The sequence below is a fragment of the Kitasatospora sp. NPDC028961 genome, from assembly GCF_055564815.1.
Window position 1 is genome coordinate 76595 of sequence record NZ_JBVHVO010000010.1, and the last position, 25651, is coordinate 102245.

Below are 25651 nucleotides of genomic sequence, written 5' to 3' on the forward strand. Positions count from 1 at the left end.
CGCCAGAGATCGTGCATCTCTGTGATTGGATTGGCTAGACAGTCATCATATTCGATCACGGAGGGCAGGTGGAGATCACGGCTGCGGAGAACCCCCCGACCCACCGCGCCGAGGTCCGGAGCGCCGTGGTGATCGGGCTGGAGGTCGGCGTCGCACAGATCCGGGCCGTCGCGATGGCGCCGGACGGCTCGCTCGTGCACAGCGGCCGGCGGCCGACCCGCGCCGACCGCGGACCGGACGCCGTGCTGGAGACCGTCCTGGAGTACGCCGCCGACCTCGCCCGGCACCACGCGCCGTCGGCGGCCGGCATCGCGGTGCCCGGCCTGGTCGGTGAGGCGACCGGCACCGCCGTCTTCGCCGCCCACCTCGGCTGGCGCGAGATCCCCGTCCGGCGCTGGCTGGCCGAGGAACTCGACGTTCCGGTGGCCTTCGGCCACGACGTCCGCGCCGGCGGATTGGCCGAGGCCCGGCTCGGCGCCGGCCGCTCGTGCCGCTCCTTCCTCTACGTTCCGGTCGGCACCGGCATCGCCGCCTCGATGGTGCTCGACGGGCACGCGCCGGGCGGCGACGGCGAACTCGGCCACGTCGTGGTCCGCCCGGGCGGCGACCCCTGCCCCTGCGGCGGGAGCGGCTGCCTGGAGACGATCGCCTCGGCTGCCGCGATCGCCCGCCGCTACCGCCTCGCCACCGGCGAGGCGCGCGTGACCGCCAGGGACGTCCAGGCCCGGGCCGCGGCGGGCGACGGGACGGCCGCCGCCATCTGGCAGGAGGCCGTCGAAGGCCTCGCCGAGGTCCTGGCCGCCGCGGTCGGCGACACCGCCCCCGAACGGATCGTCATCGGCGGCCCCCTGTCCCTCGCCGGGCGGACCTACCTCGACCCGCTCCGGGAAGCCCTGTCCGAGCGCCTGACCTCCCCGAATCCACCCCGCATCGTCGCTTCCGCCCTCGGCCGCCGGGCCGCGGCCCTGGGCGCGGCCCTACTCGCCCAGGACCTGCGCCCACCCCGTCACCCGGCCGACGCGGAGGCCGCCGGGCACCACTCCGCGTAGCCGGGGGCGCACACGAGCCCTCTGTCATAGCTGCGGTGACGGGGCCTGCAGGCAGGTTCGTCGGCGCGGGTGGCTTCGGAGTTGCCATTTGGCACTGCTTCCGTGCCGGCACCGGCCGGAATGGCCTGATCGAGCCGCTGGTTGGCAGGCAGTGCCACACCGCCCCCGGCTCCCCTACTGCACCGCCGGGCCGAACAGGCCCTGGCCGCCGAGGACGCCTTCCCGGGCCCCGAATCATCGCAGGTGGTGCTTGTGGTGCCGCGCCGGTTGGCTGATCCGCACTCGCCCAACTCGGCCCGCCATGGTCAGGTTGACGACTGTGTCCCGGATGATCCCCAGTGGCGGGCCCAGCTCGTGAGCGGGGCGGCCGGTCACGGGCCGACGGCCTACGGATGCAGCGCATCGCCAGGTCACACCGGGCGGGCGGCGGCCATCGGTCGGGCGCGTTCGTACAACTCTCGGACGTGTGGGTTCCTGGCGTGAGGTTGGAGGGCGGAGAGCATCGCACGGAAGCGGTCGTCGGCCCGGCCCGACTGGATGTGAGGGAAGTCGTCGAGCGCACGGTGCCACTCGCCGACGGCCTCCTCCAGTCGGCCGGCCTGAAGTCGCCACTCGGCGAGCATTGAACGGTGTCGGACCCTGGCCCGCCGGTACACCAGAGGTCGGACCTTCTCGGAACGCTCAAGTGCGCGGATTGCCGTCTCCCTGTCGCCGAGCTCGTAGTTGACCTGCGCGACGTGGTAGTTGAGGGACGCCTGGTCGTAGGACCCGTGGGCGGTGGCCTTGGACTCCGCCCTCTCCATCGCGATCTCGGCCTCGCGCAGCATCGCCAGCGCGCCGGTGCGGTCTCCGGTCTGGGCGAGGGCATGGGCCTGCTGCCCGGCGAGGAAGGCACGCATCCGGGGACCGGCCTCGGGGGATGCGGCTGACGCCGCGTCCGCATAGCGCAGGGCGGCGGCGCCGTGGCCGAGTTCGGCGGCCTGGACGCTCATTCCCCGAAGGGTGGTGCAGTACGTCAGTGATCGCCGGCCGCACCGGCCAGCTCCAGAGCCTTCCTGTAGTAGCTCTGGCCGAGCTTGTCCAGGCGCTCGTCAACAGCCATGTAGCCGGTCAGGTAGAGGTGATCGGCGGCGGCGGACAGCATGGCCCGTCGGACGGTGTCCGAGGCGTCGGCCTGCAAGTACGGGGCGATGTTGTTGACCATGAACGCGGCGGCCATCGGCCGGGTGGTGCGGCCCCCGAACTGGTCGTCGAGCTCACTGATCCGCTCGGTCACGGCTCTCACCATCTCGACCTCGGCCATGCCGATCCGCGTGTGCGGGTTGGTCCTGATCCGGTCGAGCCGTCCCACGATGTCCGGCCAGTCGGGGATGGTCAGGGCGACCGAGTACAGGCCCGCCCCGAGCACGCCCCTTCGCGATGGGTCCATGTCCATGCTCCCGAGATCGATCAGTCCCGCCACGGTATCCGTGGGCCGGGGCCGAACGTCGGGTAGGTCGGCGAATCCGGCCTCGAAGACGGTGACAGGCCGTCCGAGTCTGCGCGTGAGGGCCTCCAGTACGACGGCCTGGTACTTGGTCATCGGCCGAGTGCCCGACAGCCAGTGGGAGACGGCGGACTCGTCGTTCTTCAGTCGGAGCTTGGCCTCGGTGCCGGCTCGGTTCACCGCACGGGCGAACTCGCCGTTGCTCCAGCGCGTCTCCGTAACCAGGGCGGCGAGCTTGCGGTTCGGTGTTCGTTCGCGTGTTGCCATGGGTGCCCCCCGTGCCAGGTTTCAAGGGTTTCAAGGTTCCGGGGTGTCTCTACCGTGCTTACTGCAGGCACACACCTGTTGACTGGCTGTCAGGTCGATTGGGGGCGCGAGGAAGCGCCCCGGGCGAATCTTCGCGGGCCCCGGCGGACTGCAAGGAAACGACGTCCACCAGAGACCGCGCGACACCTTCGAGGAGGCACCGCCGTGCATCAACTCATCGCCAGCCGGTTCCTGGACGATTACCTCGTCCTCCGCCCCGGTAGCACAGCTGGGATCAAGGTCCCGGCCCGACAGTTCGTCGAACTGGAGCAGAGCACGGAGGCCGGTGAACCGGCCCCGGCGTGGCTGGTCGAAGGTGCCCGCCGGCGCTGGGCGCTCGACCTCGCGCCGGATAGTCCGGCGCGGGACTACCTGCTGGTCCGCACCAAGGCCGACCCGCGGTACAGCCGGGTGTCGTGGGAGATCAACCTCGGTTGCAACTACGACTGCGAGCACTGCTACCTCGGATTGAAGCGGTTCGAGGGACTGTCCATGGATGGCAAGGCGAAGCTCCTGCACACCATGCGCGACGCCGGTGTCCTCTGGCTCCAGATCACTGGTGGTGAGCCGACCGTCGACCGGGACTTCACCGCCTCGTACGCGCTCGCAGCCGAGCTCGGCATGATGATCACAATCTCCACGAACGGCTCCCGGCTGTGGCAGCCGAAGATCCTGGAGGTCCTCACCACGCTGCCCGCCTACCGGGTCGTCGTCAGCGTCTACGGTGCGACGGCCGCCAGTTACGACGGCCTGACACGCCGCAAGGGCTCCTTCGCCATGTTCCGGAAGGGCATGTCCGCCGCGTTGGAGGCCGGCATCCCGGTGCGGCTCAACCTCGTCGTCACCGAGCACAGCGCCGACGAGGAAGCCGCGATGGTCGCCATGGCCGAGAACTGGGGCCTTGAGCACAACTCCTACGTCAACATGTCGCCGACGATCTACGGTGGCGACGAGTCGCTGCCGTCGCAGTCCGCCCGGCACCTGCGGCGGCGGAAGGTGTTCTCCGGCTGCAACGCGGGCCACACCTTCTTCCACTCCGACCCGCACGGCATCGCGTCGATCTGCAAGGTCGGCCGCGACCCGAGCGTGGACCTGATGACCGAAGGCGTCGACGGTCTCCGCAGGCTTGGCGCCATCGCCGACTCCCTCATGCTTCGCACCGGTGGATGCTCCGGCTGCCGGCTCTCCGGCTCCTGCGGGGTCTGTCGGCCGCTGGCCAAGCTCTACCAGGAGGCGAAGGCACCACTCGCAAGTTACTGCCGGCACGGACGGAAGAGGGAGGAGGTGTCAGCATGAATCCGGTGGCCCTGGTCCAGCTCGGCAGGTCGGGCGTCGGCCCGGTCGAGATCGAGATGGTCGATGACATGGACGACCTCGCCGAGTCGACGAAGTGCTCCTGCAACGCAGGCGACGACAACCCGTTCTAGATCCTGACCGGTCCGGTCATCGCAGGCTCCGGCTCATTCGCGCCGGAGCCTGCGACATACGGTGCCCGTGAGTAGGGTGCCGCCATGCGATTCGAATGGGACCGGCTGAGCCCCCTGGTGACCGTCCCGTATGTGCCCACCCTCGGTCCGGTCCACCCCGACGCTCTCACCCCCGAGTTGTTCGCCGACGTCCTGGCCGTGGCCGGTACAGGCCGCTTTCTGCCGCACGACAAGGACCAGCGCTGGTCCACCACGAAGGACGAGACCGTCCTGGTCGAGGCAATCACCCAGTACGGCGGCCACACCCTCATTCCCACCCTCACCCGGCGAGGCCGGGGCGCGATCAAACTCCATTCCTACAGCCGTGCCGCGCCCGATCTGCCCCGCCTTCTCGACGCAGCCGCCGAATTGCAGGCCGAGTACGGCGCCGGGGCGGCCCGCGTCCTCTGGTTCCAGCCGGCCGACGCCGTCCCGCCCGCCGGGGCCACCTGCACCCGGGTCCAACTCAAGACGTTCGGCCCCTTCGAGCAGCCCGGACCGAGCGTGGACGAACTCCAGAACCTCCCGGTGGCCGTAGCCGCCACCTTCGCCGAGTTCGCCGATGTGATGGCCGCTGATGGCTTCGCCTTCCTGTGGAACACATTCCAGGCCGGCGCCCTGGATGGACCGATCCTCGCCGTCGTCGTCGACGACAAGGTGGCCGGGGCGATCGGCCCGATGGAGATCATGAAGGACTCAGGCGGCGACCCGCGGTTGCTGCCCCAGTACTTCGGCGTCCTGCCGGACCACCGCAGCCGCGGCATCGGCCGTCGGCTGTGGCGTGCGGCCATGCAGTGGGGACAGGACCACGGCGCCTCCTACCAACTTCTGCAGACCGAGCTCGACGGCGCCTCCGATGCTCTGTGTCAGGCCGAAGGGCTCGCCACCCTCGGGTTCGTCCACACCGCAAGCTCCTGACGAACCCGCCGGTCGGCGGGTGACGAGGGGGCAGGTCCGGGGTATTCACGTAACGGTTGGCCCCAGGGTCTTCCTAAACGATCGTCGGAGCCACTAGACCCGAGGGACAAGCCGCGACGAAACGAGCAGGACGATGACGAACCCACCCCCCGGCTACGGCTACCCGTCGGACGAGAGCCCGTACGGCAAGCAGCCGCCGCCGGCGCAGCCGGGCTACGGGGCCCCGCAGGGCCCCTACGACCCGCAGCCCGGCGCCGCCTACCCGCCGCCCGGCTACGCCCAGGGCGCTCCCGGCTACCCGCCGCCCGCGCAGGGCTACCCGCAGGGCGGCGGCCAGCTCCCGCCGTGGGCCACCCCGGCGGGCCCCTACGGACCGCCGCCGCCCGGGAGCCGGACCCTGGCCACCCCGGCCGACCGCTTCCTGGCCCGTCTGATCGACCTGGGCGTGCTGCTGATCCCGTTGATCGTGCTCCAGCTGGCCCTCACGACCGTGGCGGGTTCGATCCTGGCCGCCGTCATCGGCGCGCTGATCGTCTTCGCCTACGAGGCGGCGATGATGCTCAGCCAGGGCCAGCAGACGGTCGGCAAGAAGGCGATGAAGCTGCGGGTGGTCTCGGCGACGCACGGCGGCCGCCCGAGCGACAACGAGCTGTGGACCCGCAGTGCGGTCTACGGCCTGCCCCAGGCGGTCTACTGCGTCGGCTCGGTGTTCTCGCTGGTGAACGTGTTGTCGCTGCTCTGGGACAAGCCGCTCCAGCAGTGCTTCCACGACAAAGCGGCCAAGACCGTGGTGGTCAAGGAGTCCTGACCGCGGGCCGGTCCGCCCGGCGGGCCCGATGGAGCCCGGTCGCCCCGATCGTCGTCGGCGGTGACCGGGCTCCGTGCGTTCTGGTGGCACCGGGCAGCCCGGCAGCACGCCCCGACGAGGTCAGCTCGGGGCGGACGGGGCGAGGGGCGCTTCGCCGGCCAGGAGCCGGTCCTCGCACCAGGCCACCGCGTCGTCGCGGCTGGTGAAGGCCTGCCAGTCGGGGTGCCCGTCGGCCGCGGCCAGGAACGGCTCCTGGGCGGCGACGACGATCCGGTGGCCCCGCTGGGCGATGTCCGCCAGACCGGCGGCGAGCATCGCGGCGGAGCCGGGGCGGATGCCGGTGACGGCCATCAGGTCCAGCACCAGCCAGCCGGGGGTCGCGGGGACGGCCCCCTCGACGGCGCCCAGCAGCTGCTCGGTCTCGGTGAACTCCAGCTCGCCCTGGGCGCCGACGGCGATGATGCGCTGCCGGCTGCGGTTGAGCAGCGCGGTCTGCTCCGGGCTGCGGGTGCGGGAGGAGCGCGCGCCGTGCCCGGTGTCGGTGACGGTGGCCGTCAGGTGCACCGGTGCGTGCATGAGGTGGAGGGTGAGCCGCTCGGACATCGCGGTGAGCGCGGCCACGCCCCGCACGGAGTTGCCCTCCCGGTCCAGCGGCGGGCTGTAGACCGCGACCCCGAACCGGCCCGGGCTGGCCGCGATCAGCCCGCCGGCGACCCCGCTCTTGGCCGGCAGCCCGACGTTCAGCAGCCACTCCCCGGCGCCGTCGTACATCCCGCAGGTGGCCATGACCGCCAGGGTCCGCACCGCCACGCTCCGCTCCACGACCCGCTCGCCGGTGACCGGGTTGCGGCCGCCGTTGGCCAGGGTCGCGGCCATCACCGCGAGGTCGGCCGCGGTGACCAGGACGGAGCACTGGCGGAAGTAGGTGGCCGTCACGGCGTACGGGTCGTCGGTCAACGAGCCGGCCGAGCGCATCAGGTAGGCCAGCGCGCGGTTGCGGTCGCCGCTGGCGGCCTCGGAGGCGTACACCTCCTCGTCGTAGCCCAGTCGGCGGCCGGCGAACGCGGACAGGCAGTCCAGGATCCGGGCGGACCGCGCCTCGGGGTCGGCCGCCGCGACCAGGGCGGTGGTGGCGATCGCGCCGGCGTTGACCATCGGGTTGGCCGGGCGCCCGGTGACCGGCTCCAGGCTGATGGCGTTGAAGGCCTCGCCGCTGGGCTCGGCGCCGACCCGTCGGAGCATCTCGTCGGGCCCGAGGTCGGTGAGGGCCAGTGCGTAGACGAAGGGCTTGGAGACCGACTGGATGGTGAACTCGGTGTCGGCCTTGCCCGCCTGGTAGCGGCGGCCGCCCATGCTGGTGAGGGCGATCCCGAAGTCGTCGGGGTCGGCCTGGGCGAGTTTCGGGATGTAGGAGGCGACTTCGCCGTCCGTCAACCCGCTGATCCGCCGGTGCAGTTCGTTGAGCGCCTTCGTCACCGGGTCCACGCGCGCACCCCTTCCGTTCCCGCTCCGCCGTTCCGGGCTCCCGGGCCCCAGGGCGCCCGCTGCCGCTGCCCACCGGGAGGCCCACCCGCCGGCCCACCGGTCGGGAGGCCGGTCGGGAGGCCCGGTCGGGTGGGGCCGGACGAAGCCGCGCTCAGCAGCATGCCAGGGGCGCGGCCCGCTCCCGCCCGCGACGCACCGGCGGCGGTCGCCGCCCCGCCGACCCGGCGGGTCGCCGGTGCCCGGGCGCCCGGTGCACGGGGCCCGCTCGGGCGCGGCAGCCGTTCAGCGGGTGCCGGGAACGGACGCTGACCGGCCTTGGTGTGATGAGCCCTCTATTCGGGACATCTCGCGGAAGGCTGTCCGGATCCCCCCGGAGGCCCGATCCTGGACGGACGAGTGGTCACCCACCCCGGGGGAGTGCCGAGTGTGGTCCGCAGCTGTCTCCTGGCCCCTGTCCGACGGCGCCCCGGGCCCGTGGCAGGACGTGCTCTTCCGGGCCCTGCTCACCGTCGTCGTCCTGTCGGCCGCCCAGGAGCCGCTGCGCGGGCTGGGAGTCGGTGCGACCTGGCGGCCGGGCACGCTCGGCGCGCGGGTGGGCGACCGCCTCGTCGGGCCCGCGGTCCGGACCGTCCTCGCCGCCGTGCTGGTGCTCGCCGGGTGCGCGTTCACGGCCGGTCTCCTCCCGGTGACGGCGACGGTGGTCATGGCCGCGGTCTTCGTGCCGGTCACCACCGTCCACCTGTCGCAGGAGTTCGCCGGGTACGTCACCGAGGACGACGACGGCACCCGCCACTTCAAGGTGCACCACCACCTCCACCTGACCGGGATGGCGCTGCTCGCCATGGCGGGTGCCGGGCTCGCCGCCGCTCCCGGCGCCGATCCGCACCGGGTGACCGCGTCGATGGCCGGAGGGCTGTGGGGGGCGGTGGCGGCCCACTACGTCGTCTCGGCCGTCTCCAAGGTGCGCAAGCGCGGGCTGCGCTGGCCGGACCGCCGGCTCTTCCCCTTCTACCTCACCCTGTTCGACCGGTTCCGGACCGGGGACGGCGAGCGCGTCCGGGACGCCGGCCCGGTCCGCCTCCTGGTCCGCCGGCCGGGCGCGGGCGTGCCGCTCCTGTGGGCGACGCTGCTGCTGGAGGCCGGCACCCCGCTGATGCTCGCCGGGTTCTGGCCGCGCGCGGCGATCGGTCTGGGCCTGGTGCTCTTCCACCTGGGCTCGCGGTGGCTGCTCGCGGTCGACTTCCGGGAGAACGCCATGCTGGCGGGGCTGGCCGCCCTGCCGCTGCCGGCCGGTGCGGGGCCGGGCCTCGCCCCGGACTGGACGGGCCCGGTGGCGTTCGCGGTGTGCGCGGTGCTCTCGTTCGCCCTGGACGACCGGGTCTACCCCTTCTCGAACCTGCCCATGTTCGCGGACGCCTACCGCCCCTCGCCCGTGGTCACGCTCCGCTGCTCCAACGGTGCGGACATCCTGCCGGCCCCCGCGACGGCGGGCTGCTCCACGGCCGGACTGTCGCGCGAGTACGCCGCCGCGGACGGCGATCCGGACGCCTTCTGCGCACGGGTGCGCGAGCGGGTGGCCGCCACCGGAGCCGTCCTCCCCGCGGACACCGCGCTGTGGGTCGAGACCGTCGACGTCACACCCGGCGGTACGGTCGCCGCGGCGCTGCGCCGGCTCCGGCCGCTCGCGCCGGCCGACGAGGAGCGGAAGCCGGGCCCGGGCCCGGGCGCGTGACCCGCCGTCGGGCCGGGCGCTCGGGTCCGGTGCTCCGGTCCGAGCACCGGACCGGAGCACCGGCGCGGTGCTCCGGCCCGACGGCAGGTCAGCGCCGGGGCTTGTGCGCGAACACCCAGCGGTTGCCCGCCAGCGCGTCGTTCGGCTCGGGCAGCGGGCCGCGGCCGTGCCGGTGGGTGAACTCGAAGGGGGTGCTGACGGAGGTGGTCCACCCCCGGTCCGCCAGGGCGCCCGCCGAGTCGGGCCGGGGTTCGAGGTTGAACAGGGTGAGCAGGTCGATCCCGATCTGCTCCCTCGTCGCGGTGTAGAGCGGGCTGTCGCGGTACCGCAGCAGGTCCGGTTCGAGCTTGGCCTCGTACGCCAGGGCGCTGCCGCCGGTGCTCAACCGGTCCACCGCGCCGACGAGGCGCGATTCGACGGCGCTGGGCAGGTAGAAGAGCAGCCCCTCGGCCAGCCAGACGCTCGGGGCGGCCGGGTCGAAGCCCGCGCCGGTCAGCGCCCCGACCCAGTCGGCGCGCAGATCGGCCGGGACGGGTACGCGCGCCGCCCTCGGGACGGCGGACAGCCCGTCGAGGACCCGGTGCTTGAACGCCAGCACCCCGGGCCGGTCGATCTCGAAGACCACGCAGCCGGGCGGCCAGTCCAGCCGGAACGCCCGCGCGTCCAACCCGGCTCCGAGCAGCACCACTTGGCGGGCGTCGGCGCGGACCGAGCGGAGCAGGAAGTCGTCGAGGACCCTCGTTCGCAGACCGAAGTAGCGGGCGAACCGCCCCCAGAGCGGGTTCGCGTCCCCGCCCGGGGCCTCCCGCCCCCGGACCGGCCAGCCCGCGGAGGCCGGGGCGGCGCGCACGAAGTGCTCCGCGAAGGCGTCCTGGGCCAGGCTGTCCCGGCGGTGGGTCTCGATCGCCCGTGCGGCGGCGACCAGCAGCGCGGTGACCCCGACGCCCCCTCCCACGCCGCTGTTCCGATCCGTGGTGTCGGTCATGCGTCCCTCCCTGGGGTGAAGCCCTACCGCGACGGCGTGGTCGAGGACGGCGCTTCCGCCGCCGGCCCGGGCACCGGGTGGCCGGCGGTGCGGGGCGTCGTCGTGGCGCGGGCCGGCCGCGCGGCACGGCGGCGACGCAGCGCCGCGCCGACGACCTTCCGCAGGACGGAGGGCTGGAAGAGCAGGGTGGGCGGCGCGACCATGTTGGCGACCCGGACGAACCGGGACCACACCTCCGGGTCGTGCACCGACACCGTGAAGACCTGGGAGTTGTACCAGTGGGCCACCCGGGCCGGCAGCGGCCGCCCGTCCGGGTTCCACATCAGGTCCGAGTTGCTCGACAGCGTCCAGGGCACCAGCAGCACGCGGGCCAGCCGGCGCTGGAACCGGCGGCCCAGTCCGTCCAGTCCCTCGCCCCCGGCCCGGCGGGCGGCCAGCATCCGCTGCAGGAGCCGGGCCTCCAGCGCCGCCACGGTGAGCCCCTGCCCGTACACCGGGTTGAACACGCAGACCGAGTCGCCGACGGCGAGCAGGCGCTCGGGCCAGTCCCTGACCCGGTGGTACTGGCTCCACTGGTTGTTGGGATTGACGTACCGGCGGGTCGGCTCCGGACGGGTGCGGCGCTCGATCAGCTCGGCCAGCAGGGGGTTCGCCAGGCTCCGGGCGAAGTCGAGGTACCCCTGGTCGTCGGTCGGCGGCACCTGGTCGTCGAAGCCGAACAGCGAGCACGTCCAGCGGTTCCGCTCGACGGCCAGGATGACGCCGCCGCGCGGGATGCCCGGCGCGAAGGTCATCTGGTAGGCGGCGTCGAAGTCCGGGCGGTCCCGCTCCGGCCGGGCGAAGACCATCGAGGTGTAGGTGATCTTCGCCTTCACCACACGCGGCGCGGGCACCCGCACGCCCAGGGCGTCGAGCCGGCCGTCCAGCCCGCCGGCGCGCCCCGAGGCGTCGACCACCAGGTCCGCCGCCAGGGTGGCCGGCTCCTCGGCGCCGGCCACCCGGTACACCACCCCGGTCACGGCCCCGGGACGCTCCGCGAGCAGGCCCTCGCAGCGTGCCGGGGCCAGCAGCCGCACACCGGGCAGGGCCAGCACCCGGCGCCGCAGCCGGCGTTCCAGCTCGTCCCGGGTGAACGACTGGATCAGCACGCCCGTCGGGTGCCGCGGGGCGAAGCCGGCCGGCTGCAGGAAGCTCATCCGCTCCCCGTAGTCGTAGACCGGGGCGCCGAGCTCGCGCAGTTCCTCGCGCAGGCCCGGGAAGAGCGTCTCCAGCACCTCCGCGCCCCTGGCCAGCATGGCGTGCGCGTGGTGGCCCTGCGGGGCGTGCGGGTGGACGCCGGTGTGCTCGTCCACCTCGTCCCGCTCCAGGAGGACGACCTCGCGGAAGCAGTCGGTCAGCACCCGCGCCGTGACGAGACCGGCGTACCCGCCGCCGATGACCACGGCCCTCTCCCAGCGACGGTCCGACTCGTGCGCCCGCGTTCCCATGGACCCCTCCTCCGACGGCCCGGTGCCCGTCTCCCGCACCAGGGTGCAGGCGCGTCGGGACCGCTGACCAGAGCGCCGCCCGCCCACTGCTTCCACGCGCCCCCACCGTGCCCCGTCGCACTCCGTCGGTCGTACCGCGGCCGCCGGGGGTCCGTCCGGGCGGGGCGGCGGGGGTCGGAGAGCCGTCCCGCGTCGTCCTGACTGAGGACCCGGTCCTCGGTCTCCGGAGGTACCCGCGTCCGCCGCGCGAAGGAGACTGTGCTGCAGGGGAGTTGGGAGAGTCGATGCGGGCCGGGGGCGGAACCCCGATCGCCTCGGTCGGCCCCTCGCCGCCCGACCGGCTCGCTAGAGTGGGTCGCCGGCTGCTCCCAGCCGACGAGGGTGCGAACGCCGCGCGGTCCGGCCGGGCGGGGATCGGGGTGCGCGGTGGGCGTGGACGTGGTCCGGGAGTCCGCTCTGGCGGGGCGGGTGGTGCTGTGGGAGGAGTCGGCCCGGGACGGCGCGCAGGCCAAGACGCTGATGGGCGCCGACCTCCGGGTGCGCCTGGCGCGGGAGCAGGGGCGGATCTTCGGGGCGGACGGGCCGCGCCACGTGGTGTTCGCGGCGGGCTTCCCGGCGGTCTGCGGCGAGGAGTTCGAGGCGGTACGGCGGGTCGCAGTGGAGGCCGAAGGCGCGGTCAGCGTCGCCGCCGTGTGCCGGGGGACGGCGAAGGACGTGCGCCAGGCGATCGCCTCCGTCCGGGGCACCGCGCACGCCCGGATCATGGTCGTGGTACCGGCCTCCGAGGCGATGGCCCAGGTGATGACCCACCGCGGCGCGCGCGAGGCGCTGGCCGCCGGCGTCGCCCTGGTCAAGGAGGCCCGGGGCGTGGACGCCGAGGTCGCGGTGGACGTCTGCCTGGCGGACGCCGCCCGCGCCGACCACGGCCTGCTGGGCACCTACGCGGCGGCGGCGACCGGGGCCGGCGCCGGAACGGTCGTCCTCGCCGACACCGTCGGGGGCCAACTTCCGGGCGAGACCGGAGAGATGTTCACCCGGGTGCGGGCGGCGGCAGGCGACGGAGTGGTCCTCGCCTCGCATCTCCACAACGACCTCGGCCTGGGCCTGGCCAACACCCTGGAGGCCCTGCGGGCGGGAGTGCGCGTCGCGGCCTCCTCCTGGCTGGGCATCGCCGAGCGCAGCGGCATGGTGGCGACCGAACAACTGCTGTTCCTGCTCGCCCACCGGCCCGACCGCACGGCCCGACTCCTCGGCGGGGACGGCGAACCCTGGTGGACGGCACCCGACCTCACCCGGCTGCCCGGCATCGCCCGGATGGTCGCCGAGGCGACGGGCGTACCGCTGAGCGTGACGACACCCGTCGTGGGCACCGGGGTCGGCACCATCTCCACCGGCACCCCGTTCGTCCACCCGCAGCTCTTCCAGCCCTTCGACCCGCAGGAGTTGCTCGGCATCACCCCGAGCATCGTGCTCACCCACCTGGCGAGCGCCCGGGTGGTCAAGGCGGTGGCGGCCGGGCTCGGCCACGGGCTGGACGACGCCGAGGCGCACGCCGCGACGGCCTGGGTGAAGACCCAGGCCTACCGCACCGGCCGGGCCGTCGTCGACGAGCCGGCCTTCGCCGGCTACCTCGACGGACTGCGCACCACCGTGACAGGAGAGCGGCGATGAACCCGGACCTGGGCAAGGTGAACCCGGACCTGGGCAAGGCGGACCCGGACCTCGGCACCGTGCACCCGGACCTCGGCACCGTGGACCTGGAGGGCGCACGCCACGCCCTGCGCCGGGGCAGGGCGGTCGTCCTGCCCAATCCCGCGCCGCTGACCTACACCGTCGCCGCCACCGACCCGAGGGCCGTCAACCTCGCCAAGGGCAGGCCGGCCGAGCAGGCCGTCGCCGTGTGGGCCCACGACCCCGGCACCTGCGCCGCACTCGACGGCCTCCTCGCTCTCGACACGGCCCTCGCCGCCACGGCCCGCCGCCTGCTCACCGAGGAACGCGTCACCCTGCTCGTGCCGCTCCGCTCCGGCGCCACGCTCCCCGACTGGCTGTCCCCGGCCAGTCGGGACGGCTGGACCCTGCTGTTCGGCGCCCGCTGGACACCCCTGCTGCCCGTCCTGGAGGACCACCCGATCCTCTACGTCAGCAGTGCCAACCGCACCGGCCACCCACCCGCCGCCTCGGCCGCCGATGCCACCGCGATGTTCCCCGACGCCGTGCCCGTGCTCGGCGCCACCTCCCTCACCGGCGCCGGCCGCGACCCGGCCGAGCCACCCCGCCGGGCGACCACCACGCTGCGCCTGCACGCCGACGGTCGGATCGACCTGCACCGCCACGGCGCCCAGGACTACCCCCACGGGAGCGCCGACCGGTACCTCGAACGGGTCCGGGCCGGCTACGGGGGCACGGCGGCCCCGAACGGCCGCCCCTGAACGAGCTGTGACGTCGTGTCGGGACGCCGACGCCCGCGCGTCACCCGGCCGACTTCTTTGTGTCATCCGCCAGTACGGCCGTCGCACCGCGCGGAGGAGACTCGTCGCCACGGCCCCGGCGGGCCTCCACCCGCCGCATCCGGCGAGCCGGAGTGGCCGCGTACCGGACGAAGCACGGGCGAAGGACAGAAGGGGGCGGCACGTGAGCGTGCAGCAGTACGACGGGATCGGCGAGGCGTTCGAGGGTTTCAAGTCCCTGCCGCTGATGCGTTACGGGGAGGTGCCGAGCTTCCTCGGCATGGTCGGGGACGTGAAGGGCAGGTCGGTCCTCGACCTGGCGTGCGGCACCGGCTTCTACAGCAGGGAGTTCAAGCGGCGCGGCGCCTCCGAGGTGTTCGGCGTCGACATCTCCGTCGAGATGATCGCCGCCGCGCGGGACATGGAACGGCGTGAGCCGCTGGACGTGCGCTACGAGGTCGGCGATGTCGCCGAGCTGGCGCCGCTGGACCGGCGGTTCGACCTCGCGCTGGCCGTGCAGTGTCTCAACTACGCGGAATCCGTGGAGCAGTTGGAGCGGATGTGCCGCAACATCCACCGGAACCTGGTGCCCGGCGGCGAGTTCTTCGTGTTCGCCCAACGGCCCGACTACGCGTTCGACTGTCCGTCCCTGGAGCGGTACGGGTTCCGCTGCGAGCCGACCGGTGAGGAGGCCGGGACCGGTCCGCGGGTGCGGGTCACGGCACTCCTCGACCCGCGGCCGATCAGCATCGTCAGCACCGTTCCGCGCCGCGAGGTCTACGAGGAGTGCCTGCGGGCGGCCGGATTCCGTGACCTGGAGTGGGTGCCGATCCAGGTGTCCGAAGCCGGCCTCCGCGAGTTCGGCGCGGAGTTCTGGGCGGACCTCCTGGCCAAGCCGCCGCTGGTGATGCTGCGCTGCCGTGCCTGAGGTGCTTGCCTGAGGTGCGTGCCTGAGGTTCCTCACGGGTCCGGTGCCGAAGAAGCTTCGGTGCCGGACCCCGGGCACTCCGGCCCTCAGAGCGTGAGGACGGGACGGGTCGAGAAGTCCTCGCAGAGACCGTCCCCGTCCGGGCCGTGGACGAACTCGGCCATGAAGGGGTTCCGGTTGGCCGTGGCCAGCGGGAGCCACCCCAGCAGGAAGCCGTACCCGCCGCACACCGACTCGCCGCCGTCCCCGCCGTGGACGGACGCGGTGTCGCTGCTCACCTCGGTGCGGTAGGTGTCGTAGGCGATGCGCAGCCCGAAAGCGTTCGGCCGGCTCTGCGGCCCGTCCGGCTCTCCGTAGGGGATGCGGTCGAGCGGGCAGTCGTCGCCCCAGCGGAAGAGGGTGGTGGCGCCGGCCCCGCAGGCGTGCTCCCACTCGTCCGGGCTCGGCATCCGCAGCCCGCGGGCCGCGAGGACGGCCGGCATGTCGCAGAAGGCCTCGGTCAGCTCCTCGTCCTCCACGGCCATCAGCACGGTGGCCAGGGTGACGGTCCGACGCGGGCTGAGCACCTGGGCGAGGTGTTCCCGGAGGTCGGCGCCGTAGCCGAAGCCCTGCTCCAGGCTCGCCGCGTAGTCGGCGGTCTGCTCGGGCCTCGGCCGCCAGGCGTCCAGGTCGAACCCGAGCGTCACCCGGCCGCCGGGGATCAGCGCGAACTCCTGGTCATCCCGTTTGATCCGGACGCGGTGCAGCGGGGCGCCGAGGTGCTCGACGGTCTCCAGCGCGGTCACCCGGCCGCCCACCAGCTCCGCCGCCCCGTGGGCGACGCGGCGTGCGGTCGGCAGGTCGAACGACCGCCACTGGTCGAGGCTGAGGGCGCTGAGAGACATGTGCCGCAGTGTGCCACGGCCCTCCGACAGGGAGGCACGCCCCGACACCGGCCAGGACCGAAGGCCCGCCAGGGCCGTTCAGCTGTCCAGCAGTTCCGCGAAGCGGTCCAGCGCGCGATTCGTACGGTCGCGGTCGCCGGTGGTGGTGAGGTCGAACAGCAGGCCCCGGACGACGGCCATGATCAACGTGGGCGTCACGGTGTCGTCGGGGCCGCTGGAGACGTCGCGGAAGGTGGCGCCGAGCGTGTCGAACCAGTCCGTGATCGCCTCGCCCTGCTCGGGGTAGGCCTCGGGGTGAACCAGCCCGTCGGCGTGCACCTCGAAGAACAGCCGGACGAACGGGGCACGCTCCTCCGCGCTGATCCACGCCCAGATGCCGCGCAGCCGCTCCTGGGCGGTGCCCGTGGTCGGCGGAACGTGCCCGGTCAGGCGCGCGGCACCTCGGCGCCGAGCCTCGGCGAGGACCGCCGCGACCAACTCCTGTTTGCTGCCGAAGTCGTAGAGCAGCATCCGCGGGCTGGTGTCGAGGGCCGCGGCCATCGGTCGCAGGCTGAGTCCGGTCAGGCCGTGCGCCAGCACGTAGTCGGTCGCCCGTGCCAGCGTGCGCTCCCGACGGGCGGGGTCGGCGGGTCGCCCCACGGTGGATCTCCGCTCGGTTGACGAAAGTTGAGACAGCGTCAGTGAGTTTATGGTACGACTGTTTCACTAATGAGGGGAGATCACCTTGCACACCTTCGACCGAGCACTCGTCCTGGGTCCCGGGGGCCACGTCGGCACCGCCTGGATGGCAGGGCTGGCCCACGGGTTGCGCCTGCGCGGTGTGGAACTGGGCGGAGCCGACGTGATCGTCGGGACCTCGTCCGGTGCGATCGTCGCGGCGCTGCTCGCCACCGGCCAGGACCTGGAGCGGCTCGCGACGGCGGCCCGCCGGCCGGAGCACCGGGTCACGGCGGACCCCGGGCGGACGGGCGAGGTGTTCGCCGTGCTCGGCGACCGCGGCCTGGAGCCCGACGAGGCCCGCCGCCGCGTCGGCCGCCTCGCGCTCGACGGCGCCGACCCCCGTGCCGAGGAGGCGCTGATAGCGGGCCGCGCCGCGCTGATCGGCGCGGACACCTGGCCCGAGCGCCGACTGCTGATCACCGCCGTTGACACGACCTCCGGTGAGCCCGTGGTGTGGGACCGCGACAGCGGTGTGCCGCTGGTGCACGCGGTGGCGGCGAGCAGCGCCTTCCCCGGGGTCGCGCCGCCCGTCGCCGTCGACGGCCGGCGGTACATGGACGGTGCGCTGCGCGCGGGGCCCAACGCCGACCTCGCCGTGGGAGCCCGCACGCTGGTCGTGGTCGAGCCGATGGCCCACCTGTTCCCCCGGGAACTGCTCGACCAGCAGCTGGCGGCCGTGGGAGCGGCGCGCGTCGTGACCATCGGTCCCGATCCGGCCTCGGTCAGCGCTTTCGGCCCGGACCTGGGCGACCTGGCGGCCTGGGAGCCGGCCTACCAGGCGGGCCTTCGCCAGGCGGGCGACGTCGACGAGGAACTCCGCGCCACGTCGACGCCGGAGCCCGAAGCGCACTGACCCCCGACCACGTCGGCGCGCCGCCGGCGCCGGCCGACGACGGGCAGGATCACCGCCCGGCATCGGGTCCGTGCCTCGGGTGCGTGGGGGCGGGTTTTGGGGGCAGGCGCTGGATACGGACTGAAGAGGGACGGAGGATCGGGCCATGGGCGACGCGTCGGTGAGGGCCACGGGATGGGCCCGCTCATTCCCCATAGCGGGCGGTGTCCGGGCGGGGCGGCGGTGGACTCGGAACCACCTACGCTCGCTCGCGTGGACACGGGACGCGCCCGAGACCGTGGACGCCGTCCTGCTCACCGTCTCCGAGCTGCTGACCAACGCCCACATCCATGCCCACAGCAGCGCCGAGCTGGTGCTGGTGTGGGACGGCCGGTGCCTGCACGTGTCCGTCCACGACGGGAGCACCGCGGTGCCGGAGCCGCGCAGCGCGGGCACCGACGCGCTCAACGGGCGGGGGATGGCGATCGTGGACGCCCTCGCCGACGAGTGGGAGATCCGCCGCCAGCAGGAGGGGAAGACGGTGATCGCCTGCTTCCACCCGCCGGGCGAGCGGGACCCGCACCCGCGCGACACCGCCGGGCGGCTGTGCGGCCCGGCCTGAGGGCCCGCTGGGGCCCGCTGGGGCCCGCCCGCCGATGTCGCGGTCGGCCTACGTCACGGACCGCCGCTCAGCGGACCTTGATGCCGATCAGGCAGGTGTCGTCGTCGGTGTCCGCGTTGCTGTACCGCAGCAGGTGGTCGAGCCGCCGCTCCAGCTCGGCCGGGTCGTCCGAGCGCTCCGGCGCCTCGGCGCCGGTGAGCAGGTCGTCGAGGGAGTCCTGGAGCGAGCGGTCCCGCCGTTCGATCAGGCCGTCGGTGTACAGCATGAGGGTGTCGCCGGTCTTCAGCTGGATCTCGCCCTCCTCGTACTCGGCCTGGTCGATCGCGCCGAGCAGGATGCCGGCGACCGCGGGCAGTTTGCGGGCCTGGCCGTCGCGCAGCAGGAGCGGCGGCAGGTGGCCCGCCCTCGCCCAGCGCAGCACGTGGGTGCGCGGCTCGTAGAGCGCGCAGACGGCGGTGGCGGTCACGTTGTCGGTCAGGTGGTGCGTCACGCTGTTCAGCCAGGCGAGGAGCTGGGCGGGGCCGGCGCCGGTGGCGGCCAGGCCGCGCAGCGCGTTGCGCAGGGCGACCATGCCGGTGGCGGCGTCGATCCCGTGGCCGGCGACGTCGCCGACGCACAGGAGGACCTGGCCGGTCGGCAGTCCGACGGCGTCGTACCAGTCGCCGCCGACCAGGTGGTCCTTTTCCGCCGGGCGGTAGCGGACGGCGACCTGCAGGTCGTGCAGTTCCAGGGGGCCCCGGCTGGGCGGCATGATGGCGTGCTGCAGTTGCAGGGCGAGCCGGTTGCGCTCGGCGGACTGCTGCTCGGTGTGGGCGAGTTGGTCGCGGGTGGCGGCGAGGGCGACCTCGGTCCAGTGCTGGGCGGAGACGTCCTGGTAGGCGCCGCGGACGGCGATGATCCGGGCGTCCGCGCCGATGACGGGCTCGGCGACCACCCGGATGTGGCGGGCGATCCCGTCGGCCCGTTTCAGCCGGAAGGCGGTGGAGGCGGACCGCCGGTGGTGCAGCAGGGTGCGCAGGAACCGGCCGATGGTGTGCCCGTCGTCCGGGTGGGCGTGTGCGGCCAGGTTCTCGATCGAGAGGGGGTCGGCGGTGAGCGGCAGCCCGTGGAGGTCGAAGAGCGTGTCGTTCCAGGCGATCTCGCCGGTCCGCAGGTTCTCCTCGAAGCCCCCGATCCGGCCGAGCCGCTGGGCGTGCTGGAGGAGGTTCGCGACCTTGGCCGTCGCGTCCTGCGTCCGCCAGAGGACCACCACGTGGGAGCCGTGCCGGCTGATGTCGACGGCGGCCTCGGTGGTCAGCGGTACGCCGCCGACCAGCGCGGAGAGGCTCATCGCGGGGGAGCGGAACGACTCGCCGGTCGCCAGGACGTGCTCGATCTTCTCGAAGAGGCCGCCCGGCTCGGCGGCCAGCGGGTAGGCCTCCAGCAGGCGGGCGCCGGCGATGCAGCTGCGGGGCCGGCCGGCGAAGTCGACGAAGCCGGGGTTGACGTGCTTGATCAGGTAGTCGGTCGGCAGGTCGGCGGCGCCGAACACCGGCTGCAGTACCAGGCAGGGGTGGGGCATGCCGTGGACCAGCTCCAGGAGCTCGGCCGTGCGCGGCGCCTGGGCGTCCGCGTCACCGGCCGGGCAGGACTCCAGGGCGGTCGCGCAGAGTTCGGCGAGCGTCTCGAACTGCCGCTGGAGCGACTGGGACTGCGGCGGGAGCGTGCCCGGCCAGCAGATCTCCAGCACGCCGGTGATCCGGCCGCCCGCCCCGGCGGGCACGGCCAGCCGGCCGCCGGTCAGCTCGCGCTGCCCGATGGACGGGAGGCCGGCCGCCGCCAGTGACTCGTACGCGGTGGCGGCCCGCGCGACGAGCGCCTGGCGGGCCGGGGTCTGCACGCCGGGGGGGACGTGCCGCCACAGCGGCGCCTCCTGGGCGCCGAAGCCGGCGCTGCCCGCCAGCGTCATGGACTGGTCCGGATTGGCCGACCAGATCGCCACCGCCTGCGCCCCGAGCGGCCGCAGCGCGTGCTCCAGGGCCGACTCGGCGACCGCCTGCACATCGCCGGCGCCGAGGATGCCCGTCTCCGCGCTGCGCAGCCGCAGGCCGACCGGTGGCTCGCCCGCGGCCGCCACGAACTCGCGCGCGACGTCGGCGATCCGGTCCCGGGAGGCCTGGTTGACCACGTCGGCCGCCAGCTCCAGGACGGACACCTTCGACCGGCCCGCGAGCCCTTCGAGCTGCCGGTACGCGTCGGTGGGGCCGCAGCCGAGGCGCTCGACCAGGACGCCCTTCGCCAGCTCGACCAGGGCCCGGCCGTCGGCCTCGGACCGGGCCAGGGCGAGTTCGGCGCGCAGCCGCTCGACGGTGGACATGAGGTGGCCGACGACGCCTATCTCGGCCGCCGTCGCGGGCGCCCGGGTGGCCGCGTTCCGCTGGGTGACGGGCCAGGAGTGGCCGCCGGCCTCCCGCTCGGAGCGGCCCTCCCGCTCGGGGCGGCCCTCCCGCTCGGGGCGACCCTCCCAGTCGGAGCGGCCCTCCCACTCCGGGCGGTCCTCCTGGTCCGGCACGGCGAGGTACGGTCGGCTTCCGGCGCCCCGAAGCGGCTCGCGGTCGCGCATCGTTCCCTCCTCGGATTGTGTGGTCTCGGCCGGCCTGGGCGGATCGCGACTACGGGCGCAGCCAGCGCTCGATGCACGCGATGAGGTCACGCGCGTCGACGGGCTTGGTCACGTGGTCGCTGGCCCCGGACGCGAGGCTCTTCTCCCGGTCGCCCATCATCGCCTTGGCGGTGACGGCGATGATCGGCAGGTCGGAGTGGTCCGGCATCGCGCGGATGGCGGTGGTGGCGGCGTAGCCGTCCATCTCCGGCATCATCACGTCCATCAGGATCAGGTCGATGCCCGCGGTCCGGTTGAGGGTGTCGATCGCGGCGCGGCCGTTCTCGGCCTGGAGGACCCGCATGCCGTGCAGCTCCAGGATCCCCGTGAGGGCGTACAGGTTGCGGTCGTCGTCGTCGACCACGAGCACCGTCCGCCCGGCGAGCGAGCCGTCGACGTGCTGGGCGAGCGGGGTCGCGGTGTCCTCGGCGCGCACCAGGGGCAGGACGTCGCCCGGCTGTTCGGCGCTGAGGTGCAGGGCGATGCGCTCGCGAAGCTCGTCGAGGCTGGACAGCAGCTCCAGGGGCTGCGCGGCGGCGCGTTCCTGGAGCAGCCGTTCCTGTCCGGCGCCGAGCCGGCGGTTGTTGTGGGCCAGGACGGGCACGCTGTGCAGCGCGGCGTCCGCCGCCATCTCCTCCAGCAGGTCCAGTGCCGCGCCGTTCGGCAGGTCCAGTTCCAGGACGACGCAGTGGCAGGGCATCGCCGCGAGCGTCTCCGCGGCCTCCCGAGCGCCGACGGTGGTGATGATCTCGACGCCCTCGCGGGGGTCGCCGAGGTCCGCGTGGCGGGTCAGGTCGGCGATGGCGCTCTCCGCGACGAGGGACAGCAGCCCGCGCGGGCGCTCCTCGATGACCAGCAGCCGCTTGGGCTGGGCGGCCGGCGGCGGCGTCGGGTGGGCGGCCGGCTCGTCCTGGTGGGGCGCCGCCGCGTCGGCCGGCCCGGCCTCCGCGGTGGACTCGGGCTGCCGGCCGCTCAGTTCGACGTAGTCCGCCCGGGCGGCGGGCAGGTAGAGCGTGAAGACGCTGCCCTGACCGGGGGTGCTCCGCGCGGTGATGGCGCCGCCGAGCAGGAAGGCGATCTCCCGGCTGATCGACAGGCCGAGCCCGGTGCCCCCGTACTTGCGGCTGGTCGTCCCGTCGGCCTGCTGGAACGCGCCGAAGACGCTCTCCAGGTGGTCGGGTTCGATACCGATGCCGGTGTCCACCACGTGGAAGGCGATGACCGGCCCGTCGTCGCGGCGGGCCACCTCCGGCACGTCGGCCGGGTTCGCCACCTCGATCCGCAGCCGGACGCTGCCCCGCTGGGTGAACTTGACCGCGTTGGAGAGCAGGTTGCGCAGCACCTGGCGCAGCCGGTAGTCGTCGGTGAGCAGCTCGGCCGGTACGTCGGCGGCGGTGGTGACCTCGAAGGTCAGGCTCTTCTGGGTGGTGAGCGGGCGGAAGGTCACCTCGACGTAGTCCAGCAGCTTGCGCAGCGGAAGGCACTCGGGGGCGACGTCCATCTTGCCGGCCTCGACCTTCGACAGGTCGAGGATGTCGTTGATCAGCTGGAGCAGGTCCGAGCCCGCGGAGTGGATGATGCCGGCGTACTCGACCTGCTTGGCGGTCAGGTTGCGGGTCGGGTTCTGGGCGAGCAGCTGGGCGAGGATCAGCAGGCTGTTCAGCGGGGTGCGCAGCTCGTGGCTCATGTTGGCGAGGAACTCGGACTTGTAGGTGGAGGCGACCGAGAGCTGGTGGGCGCGGTCCTCCAGCTCCTGGCGGGCCTGCTCGATCTCCAGGTTCTTCGTCTCGATGTCCCGGTTCTGCGCGGCGAGCAGTGCCGCCTTCTCCTCCAGTTCCGCGTTGGAGGACTGCAACTCCTCCTGACGGGCCTGGAGTTCCTCGGAGCGGGCCTGCAGTTCGGAGGTGAGGCGCTGGGACTCGCCGAGGAGCTCGTCCGTCCTGGCGTTGGCGACGATGGTGTTGACGTTGACGCCGATGGTCTCCATCAGCTGTTCCAGGAAGGCCCGGTGGACGGGGGTGAACGCGCGGACGGAGGCGAGTTCGATGACGCCCAGCACCTGCTCCTCGACGACGATCGGCAGCACGATCAGCGAGGCGGCCTCGGCCCGGCCCAGGCCGGAGGAGATGCTGACGTAGCCGGCGGGCAGCGAGTCGACCGCGATGGTGCGCCGGCTGCGGGCGGCCTGGCCGACGAAGGACTCGCCGAGCCGGAAGCGGGTGGGGGTCGCGCCCGGCGGGAACGCGTAGGACCCGATCAGCTGGAGGAAGGTGGTGGAGGCGCCCTCGGCGGTCGTGGCGGTCTCCTCGGCGAGGTAGAACGCCCCGTACTGGGCCGAGACGAGCGGGGTGAGCTCGTCCATGATGAGTTCGGCGACGACGGGGAGGTCGCGCCTGCCCTGCATCAGGCCGGAGATCCGGGCGAGGTTGGACTTCAGCCAGTCCTGCTCCTCGTTGGCCCGGGTGGTCTCGCGCAGGGACTCCACCATGAAGTTGATGTTGTCCTTGAGGTCGGCGACCTCGCCGGAGGCGTCCACGGTGATCGAGCGGGTCAGGTCGCCTTCGGCGACGGCGCTGGTCACCTCGGCGATGGCCCGGACCTGGCGGGTCAGGTTGCCGGCCAGTTCGTTGACGTTCTCAGTGAGCCGCTTCCAGGTGCCGGAGACGCCCTCGACCTCGGCCTGGCCGCCGAGCCGTCCCTCGCTGCCGACCTCGCGGGCCACCCGGGTGACCTCGGCGGCGAAGGCCGAGAGCTGGTCGACCATGGTGTTGATGGTGGTCTTGAGTTCCAGGATCTCGCCGCGGGCGTCCACGTCGATCTTGCGGGTGAGGTCGCCGTTGGCCACGGCGGTGGTCACCTGGGCGATGTTGCGGACCTGACTGGTGAGGTTGTGGGCCATGAAGTTGACGTTGTCGGTGAGGTCCTTCCACGTCCCGGCGACGTTGGGCACCCGCGCCTGGCCGCCGAGGGTGCCCTCGGTGCCGACCTCGCGGGCCACCCGGGTCACCTCGTCGGCGAACGCCGAGAGGGTGTCGACCATGGTGTTGATGACGCCGGCCAGCGCGGCGACCTCGCCCTTGGCCTCGACGGTGATCTTCTGCGAGAGGTCGCCCTTGGCGACGGCGGTGGCCACCTGGGCGATCGAGCGGACCTGCCCGGTCAGGTTGGAGGCCATCACGTTGACGTTGTCGGTGAGGTCCTTCCAGGTGCCGGACGCACCCCGGACGGTCGCCTGGCCGCCCAGGTTGCCCTCGGTGCCGACCTCGCGGGCCACCCTGGTCACCTCGTCGGCGAACGCGGACAGCTGGTCGACCATCGTGTTGATGGTCTCCTTGAGTTCCAGGATCTCGCCGCGGGCGTCGACCCGGATCTTCTGCGAGAGGTCGCCCAGCGCGACCGCCGTCGTCACCTGGGCGATCGAGCGGACCTGGGCGGTCAGGTTGTCCGCCATCACGTTGACCGACTCGGTCAGGTCACGCCACGTCCCCGAGACGTCCCGGACGTCGGCCTGGCCGCCGAGCCGCCCCTCGGTGCCGACCTCGCGGGCCACCCTGGTCACCTCACCGGCGAAGGAACTCAGCTGGTCGACCATCGTGTTGATGGTCTCCTTGAGTTCCAGGATCTCGCCGCGGGCGTCGACCCGGATCTTCTGCGAGAGGTCGCCCTTGGCGACGGCGGTGGCGACCTGGGCGATCGAGCGGACCTGCGCCGTCAGGTTGCCGGCCATGAAGTTGACCGAGTCGGTGAGGTCGCGCCAGGTACCGGCCACTCCGGGGACCTGGGCCTGGCCGCCGAGCCGGCCCTCGGTGCCGACCTCGCGGGCCACCCTGGTCACCTCGCCCGCGAACGCGGACAGTTGGTCGACCATCGTGTTGACGGTGTTCTTCAGCTCCAGGATCTCGCCGCGGGCGTCGACGGTGATCTTCTGCGAGAGGTCGCCCTTGGCGACCGCCGTGGTGACCTGGGCGATGTTGCGGACCTGGTCGGTGAGGTTGCCGGCCATGAAGTTGACCGAGTCGGTGAGGTCGCGCCAGGTGCCGGCGACCCCGGGGACCTGGGCCTGGCCGCCGAGCCGGCCCTCGCTGCCGACCTCGCGGGCCACCCTGGTCACCTCGGCGGCGAAGGAGGACAGTTGGTCGACCATGGTGTTGACGGTGTTCTTCAGTTCGAGGATCTCGCCCCGCGCCGCCACGTCGATCTTCTGCGAGAGGTCGCCCTTGGCGACCGCGGTGGCGACCTGGGCGATGTCCCGCACCTGCGAGGTGAGGTTGCCCGCCATCGCGTTGACCGAGTCGGTGAGGTCCTTCCACGTCCCGGAGACTCCGGGGACCTCCGCCTGCCCGCCGAGCCGGCCCTCGGTGCCCACCTCGCGGGCGACCCGCGTCACCTCGGAGGTGAACCGGGAGAGCTGGTCGACCATGCCGTTGAAGACGGTGGCGATCTCACCGAGCAGCCCGTCCGCGTCGTCCGGCAGCCGGGTGCCGAAGTCGCCGTCGCGGACGGCGGTCAGGCCGCCGAGCAGCCGCCGGAGATCGGGTTCGTCGACCTGCGCGGTGCCGTCGCCACCGCCGGTGTGTGCGGTCTGGGACCTCGTCGCGCCAGCCATCGGACGCCGCCTTCCTGATTGAGCACCCGGCCGCGGATCAGGCCCGGTCCCCGGGTGCCACACGGTCGGAAGCCGTATGAACCCCGGGGACCGGGCCTCGGAACATGCTGTCGGGGACGCTACCGTACGTGTTCTGTCGAGGGCGAACTCCCCTTATCCCTGCCCGGAACGGATCGGCCCCACCCGCCGTTCGCCGTCCTGGCGGGGTTGCCTCGGGGGCAACGGCGGGGCGGACGGTGTCGAGGA

18 protein-coding genes and 1 pseudogene are annotated in these 25651 nt (G+C 73.3%); 11 read left to right on the forward strand and 8 right to left on the reverse strand.

Annotated features, from left to right (window positions below):
• Positions 1-68 precede the first annotated feature (68 nt).
• Positions 69-1049, forward strand: a complete 981-nt coding sequence (locus ACZ4UX_RS19845; protein WP_465707589.1) for an ROK family protein — start codon at positions 69-71, stop codon at positions 1047-1049.
• Positions 1050-1459: 410 nt separating this feature from the next.
• Here ACZ4UX_RS19845 and ACZ4UX_RS19850 read toward each other — a convergent pair.
• Positions 1460-2802, reverse strand: a pseudogene (locus tag ACZ4UX_RS19850) (tetratricopeptide repeat protein).
• Between the two features lie 204 nt (positions 2803-3006).
• Here ACZ4UX_RS19850 and ACZ4UX_RS19855 point away from each other — a divergent pair.
• The 4 genes from ACZ4UX_RS19855 (at position 3007) to ACZ4UX_RS19870 (ending at position 6033) form a co-directional block, all read left to right on the forward strand.
• Complete coding sequence (locus ACZ4UX_RS19855; protein WP_465707590.1) at positions 3007-4137, forward strand: radical SAM protein; 1131 nt, start codon at positions 3007-3009, stop codon at positions 4135-4137.
• Entirely contained in the window at positions 4134-4268 is a 135-nt protein-coding gene (locus ACZ4UX_RS19860; protein ID WP_465707591.1) for a hypothetical protein, read from the forward strand. Before ACZ4UX_RS19855 ends, ACZ4UX_RS19860 begins: the two co-directional genes overlap by 4 nt.
• 84 nt (positions 4269-4352) lie before the next feature.
• On the forward strand, positions 4353-5225 hold the full coding sequence (locus ACZ4UX_RS19865; RefSeq protein WP_465707592.1) for a GNAT family N-acetyltransferase: 873 nt from the start codon (positions 4353-4355) through the stop codon (positions 5223-5225).
• A 133-nt stretch (positions 5226-5358) separates the two neighbouring features.
• Positions 5359-6033, forward strand: a complete 675-nt coding sequence (locus tag ACZ4UX_RS19870) for an RDD family protein (protein WP_465707593.1) — start codon at positions 5359-5361, stop codon at positions 6031-6033.
• Positions 6034-6153: 120 nt separating this feature from the next.
• Here ACZ4UX_RS19870 and glsA read toward each other — a convergent pair whose 3' ends face one another.
• On the reverse strand, positions 6154-7518 hold the full coding sequence (gene glsA / locus ACZ4UX_RS19875) for a glutaminase A (protein ID WP_352286547.1): 1365 nt from the start codon (positions 7516-7518) through the stop codon (positions 6154-6156).
• A gap of 424 nt (positions 7519-7942) precedes the next feature.
• On the opposite strand from glsA, the gene ACZ4UX_RS19880 reads away from it, so the two are divergent.
• Positions 7943-9250, forward strand: a complete 1308-nt coding sequence (locus tag ACZ4UX_RS19880) for a hypothetical protein (RefSeq protein ID WP_465707594.1) — start codon at positions 7943-7945, stop codon at positions 9248-9250.
• An 88-nt stretch (positions 9251-9338) separates the two neighbouring features.
• Here the strand turns inward: ACZ4UX_RS19880 and ACZ4UX_RS19885 are convergent, their stop codons facing one another.
• Together ACZ4UX_RS19885 and ACZ4UX_RS19890 are read right to left on the reverse strand one after the other, a co-directional pair.
• Positions 9339-10235 carry a class I SAM-dependent methyltransferase gene (locus ACZ4UX_RS19885; RefSeq protein WP_465707595.1) on the reverse strand — a complete coding sequence of 299 codons (897 nt, stop codon included), beginning with the start codon at positions 10233-10235 and terminating at the stop codon, positions 9339-9341.
• A 23-nt stretch (positions 10236-10258) separates the two neighbouring features.
• A complete protein-coding gene (locus ACZ4UX_RS19890) occupies positions 10259-11722 on the reverse strand; it encodes an FAD-dependent oxidoreductase (RefSeq protein WP_465707596.1) in 1464 nt (487 codons plus the stop codon).
• Between the two features lie 426 nt (positions 11723-12148).
• On the opposite strand from ACZ4UX_RS19890, the gene ACZ4UX_RS19895 reads away from it, so the two are divergent.
• The 3 genes from ACZ4UX_RS19895 (at position 12149) to ACZ4UX_RS19905 (ending at position 15100) form a co-directional block, all read left to right on the forward strand.
• Positions 12149-13393 (forward strand): 2-isopropylmalate synthase, encoded by a 1245-nt coding sequence (locus tag ACZ4UX_RS19895; RefSeq protein ID WP_465707597.1) that lies wholly within the window; start codon positions 12149-12151, stop codon positions 13391-13393.
• Complete coding sequence (locus ACZ4UX_RS19900) at positions 13390-14154, forward strand: hypothetical protein (RefSeq protein WP_465707598.1); 765 nt, start codon at positions 13390-13392, stop codon at positions 14152-14154. The genes ACZ4UX_RS19895 and ACZ4UX_RS19900 overlap by 4 nt, the downstream gene beginning before the upstream one ends.
• 202 nt (positions 14155-14356) lie before the next feature.
• Positions 14357-15100: a class I SAM-dependent methyltransferase gene (locus tag ACZ4UX_RS19905; protein ID WP_465707599.1), complete on the forward strand. Its 744-nt coding sequence runs from the start codon at positions 14357-14359 to the stop codon at positions 15098-15100.
• A gap of 86 nt (positions 15101-15186) precedes the next feature.
• On the opposite strand, the gene ACZ4UX_RS19910 is transcribed toward ACZ4UX_RS19905, so the two are convergent.
• Both ACZ4UX_RS19910 and ACZ4UX_RS19915 read right to left on the reverse strand, forming a co-directional pair.
• Positions 15187-15984 carry a hypothetical protein gene (locus tag ACZ4UX_RS19910; RefSeq protein ID WP_465707600.1) on the reverse strand — a complete coding sequence of 266 codons (798 nt, stop codon included), beginning with the start codon at positions 15982-15984 and terminating at the stop codon, positions 15187-15189.
• A gap of 78 nt (positions 15985-16062) precedes the next feature.
• Entirely contained in the window at positions 16063-16623 is a 561-nt protein-coding gene (locus ACZ4UX_RS19915; RefSeq protein WP_465707601.1) for a TetR/AcrR family transcriptional regulator, read from the reverse strand.
• 85 nt (positions 16624-16708) lie between these two features.
• Between ACZ4UX_RS19915 and ACZ4UX_RS19920 the strand changes: the two genes are divergently transcribed.
• Entirely contained in the window at positions 16709-17557 is an 849-nt protein-coding gene (locus ACZ4UX_RS19920; RefSeq protein ID WP_465707602.1) for a patatin-like phospholipase family protein, read from the forward strand.
• Positions 17558-17702: 145 nt separating this feature from the next.
• Positions 17703-18158: an ATP-binding protein gene (locus tag ACZ4UX_RS19925; protein WP_352286558.1), complete on the forward strand. Its 456-nt coding sequence runs from the start codon at positions 17703-17705 to the stop codon at positions 18156-18158.
• Positions 18159-18225: 67 nt separating this feature from the next.
• Here the strand turns inward: ACZ4UX_RS19925 and ACZ4UX_RS19930 are convergent, their stop codons facing one another.
• The gene (locus ACZ4UX_RS19930; protein ID WP_465707603.1) at positions 18226-20760 is read right to left on the reverse strand and encodes a SpoIIE family protein phosphatase; all 2535 of its coding nucleotides are present in this window, start codon (positions 20758-20760) and stop codon (positions 18226-18228) included.
• Positions 20761-20809: 49 nt separating this feature from the next.
• Positions 20810-25405 carry a HAMP domain-containing protein gene (locus tag ACZ4UX_RS19935; RefSeq protein ID WP_465707604.1) on the reverse strand — a complete coding sequence of 1532 codons (4596 nt, stop codon included), beginning with the start codon at positions 25403-25405 and terminating at the stop codon, positions 20810-20812.
• Positions 25406-25651: the final 246 nt, after the last annotated feature.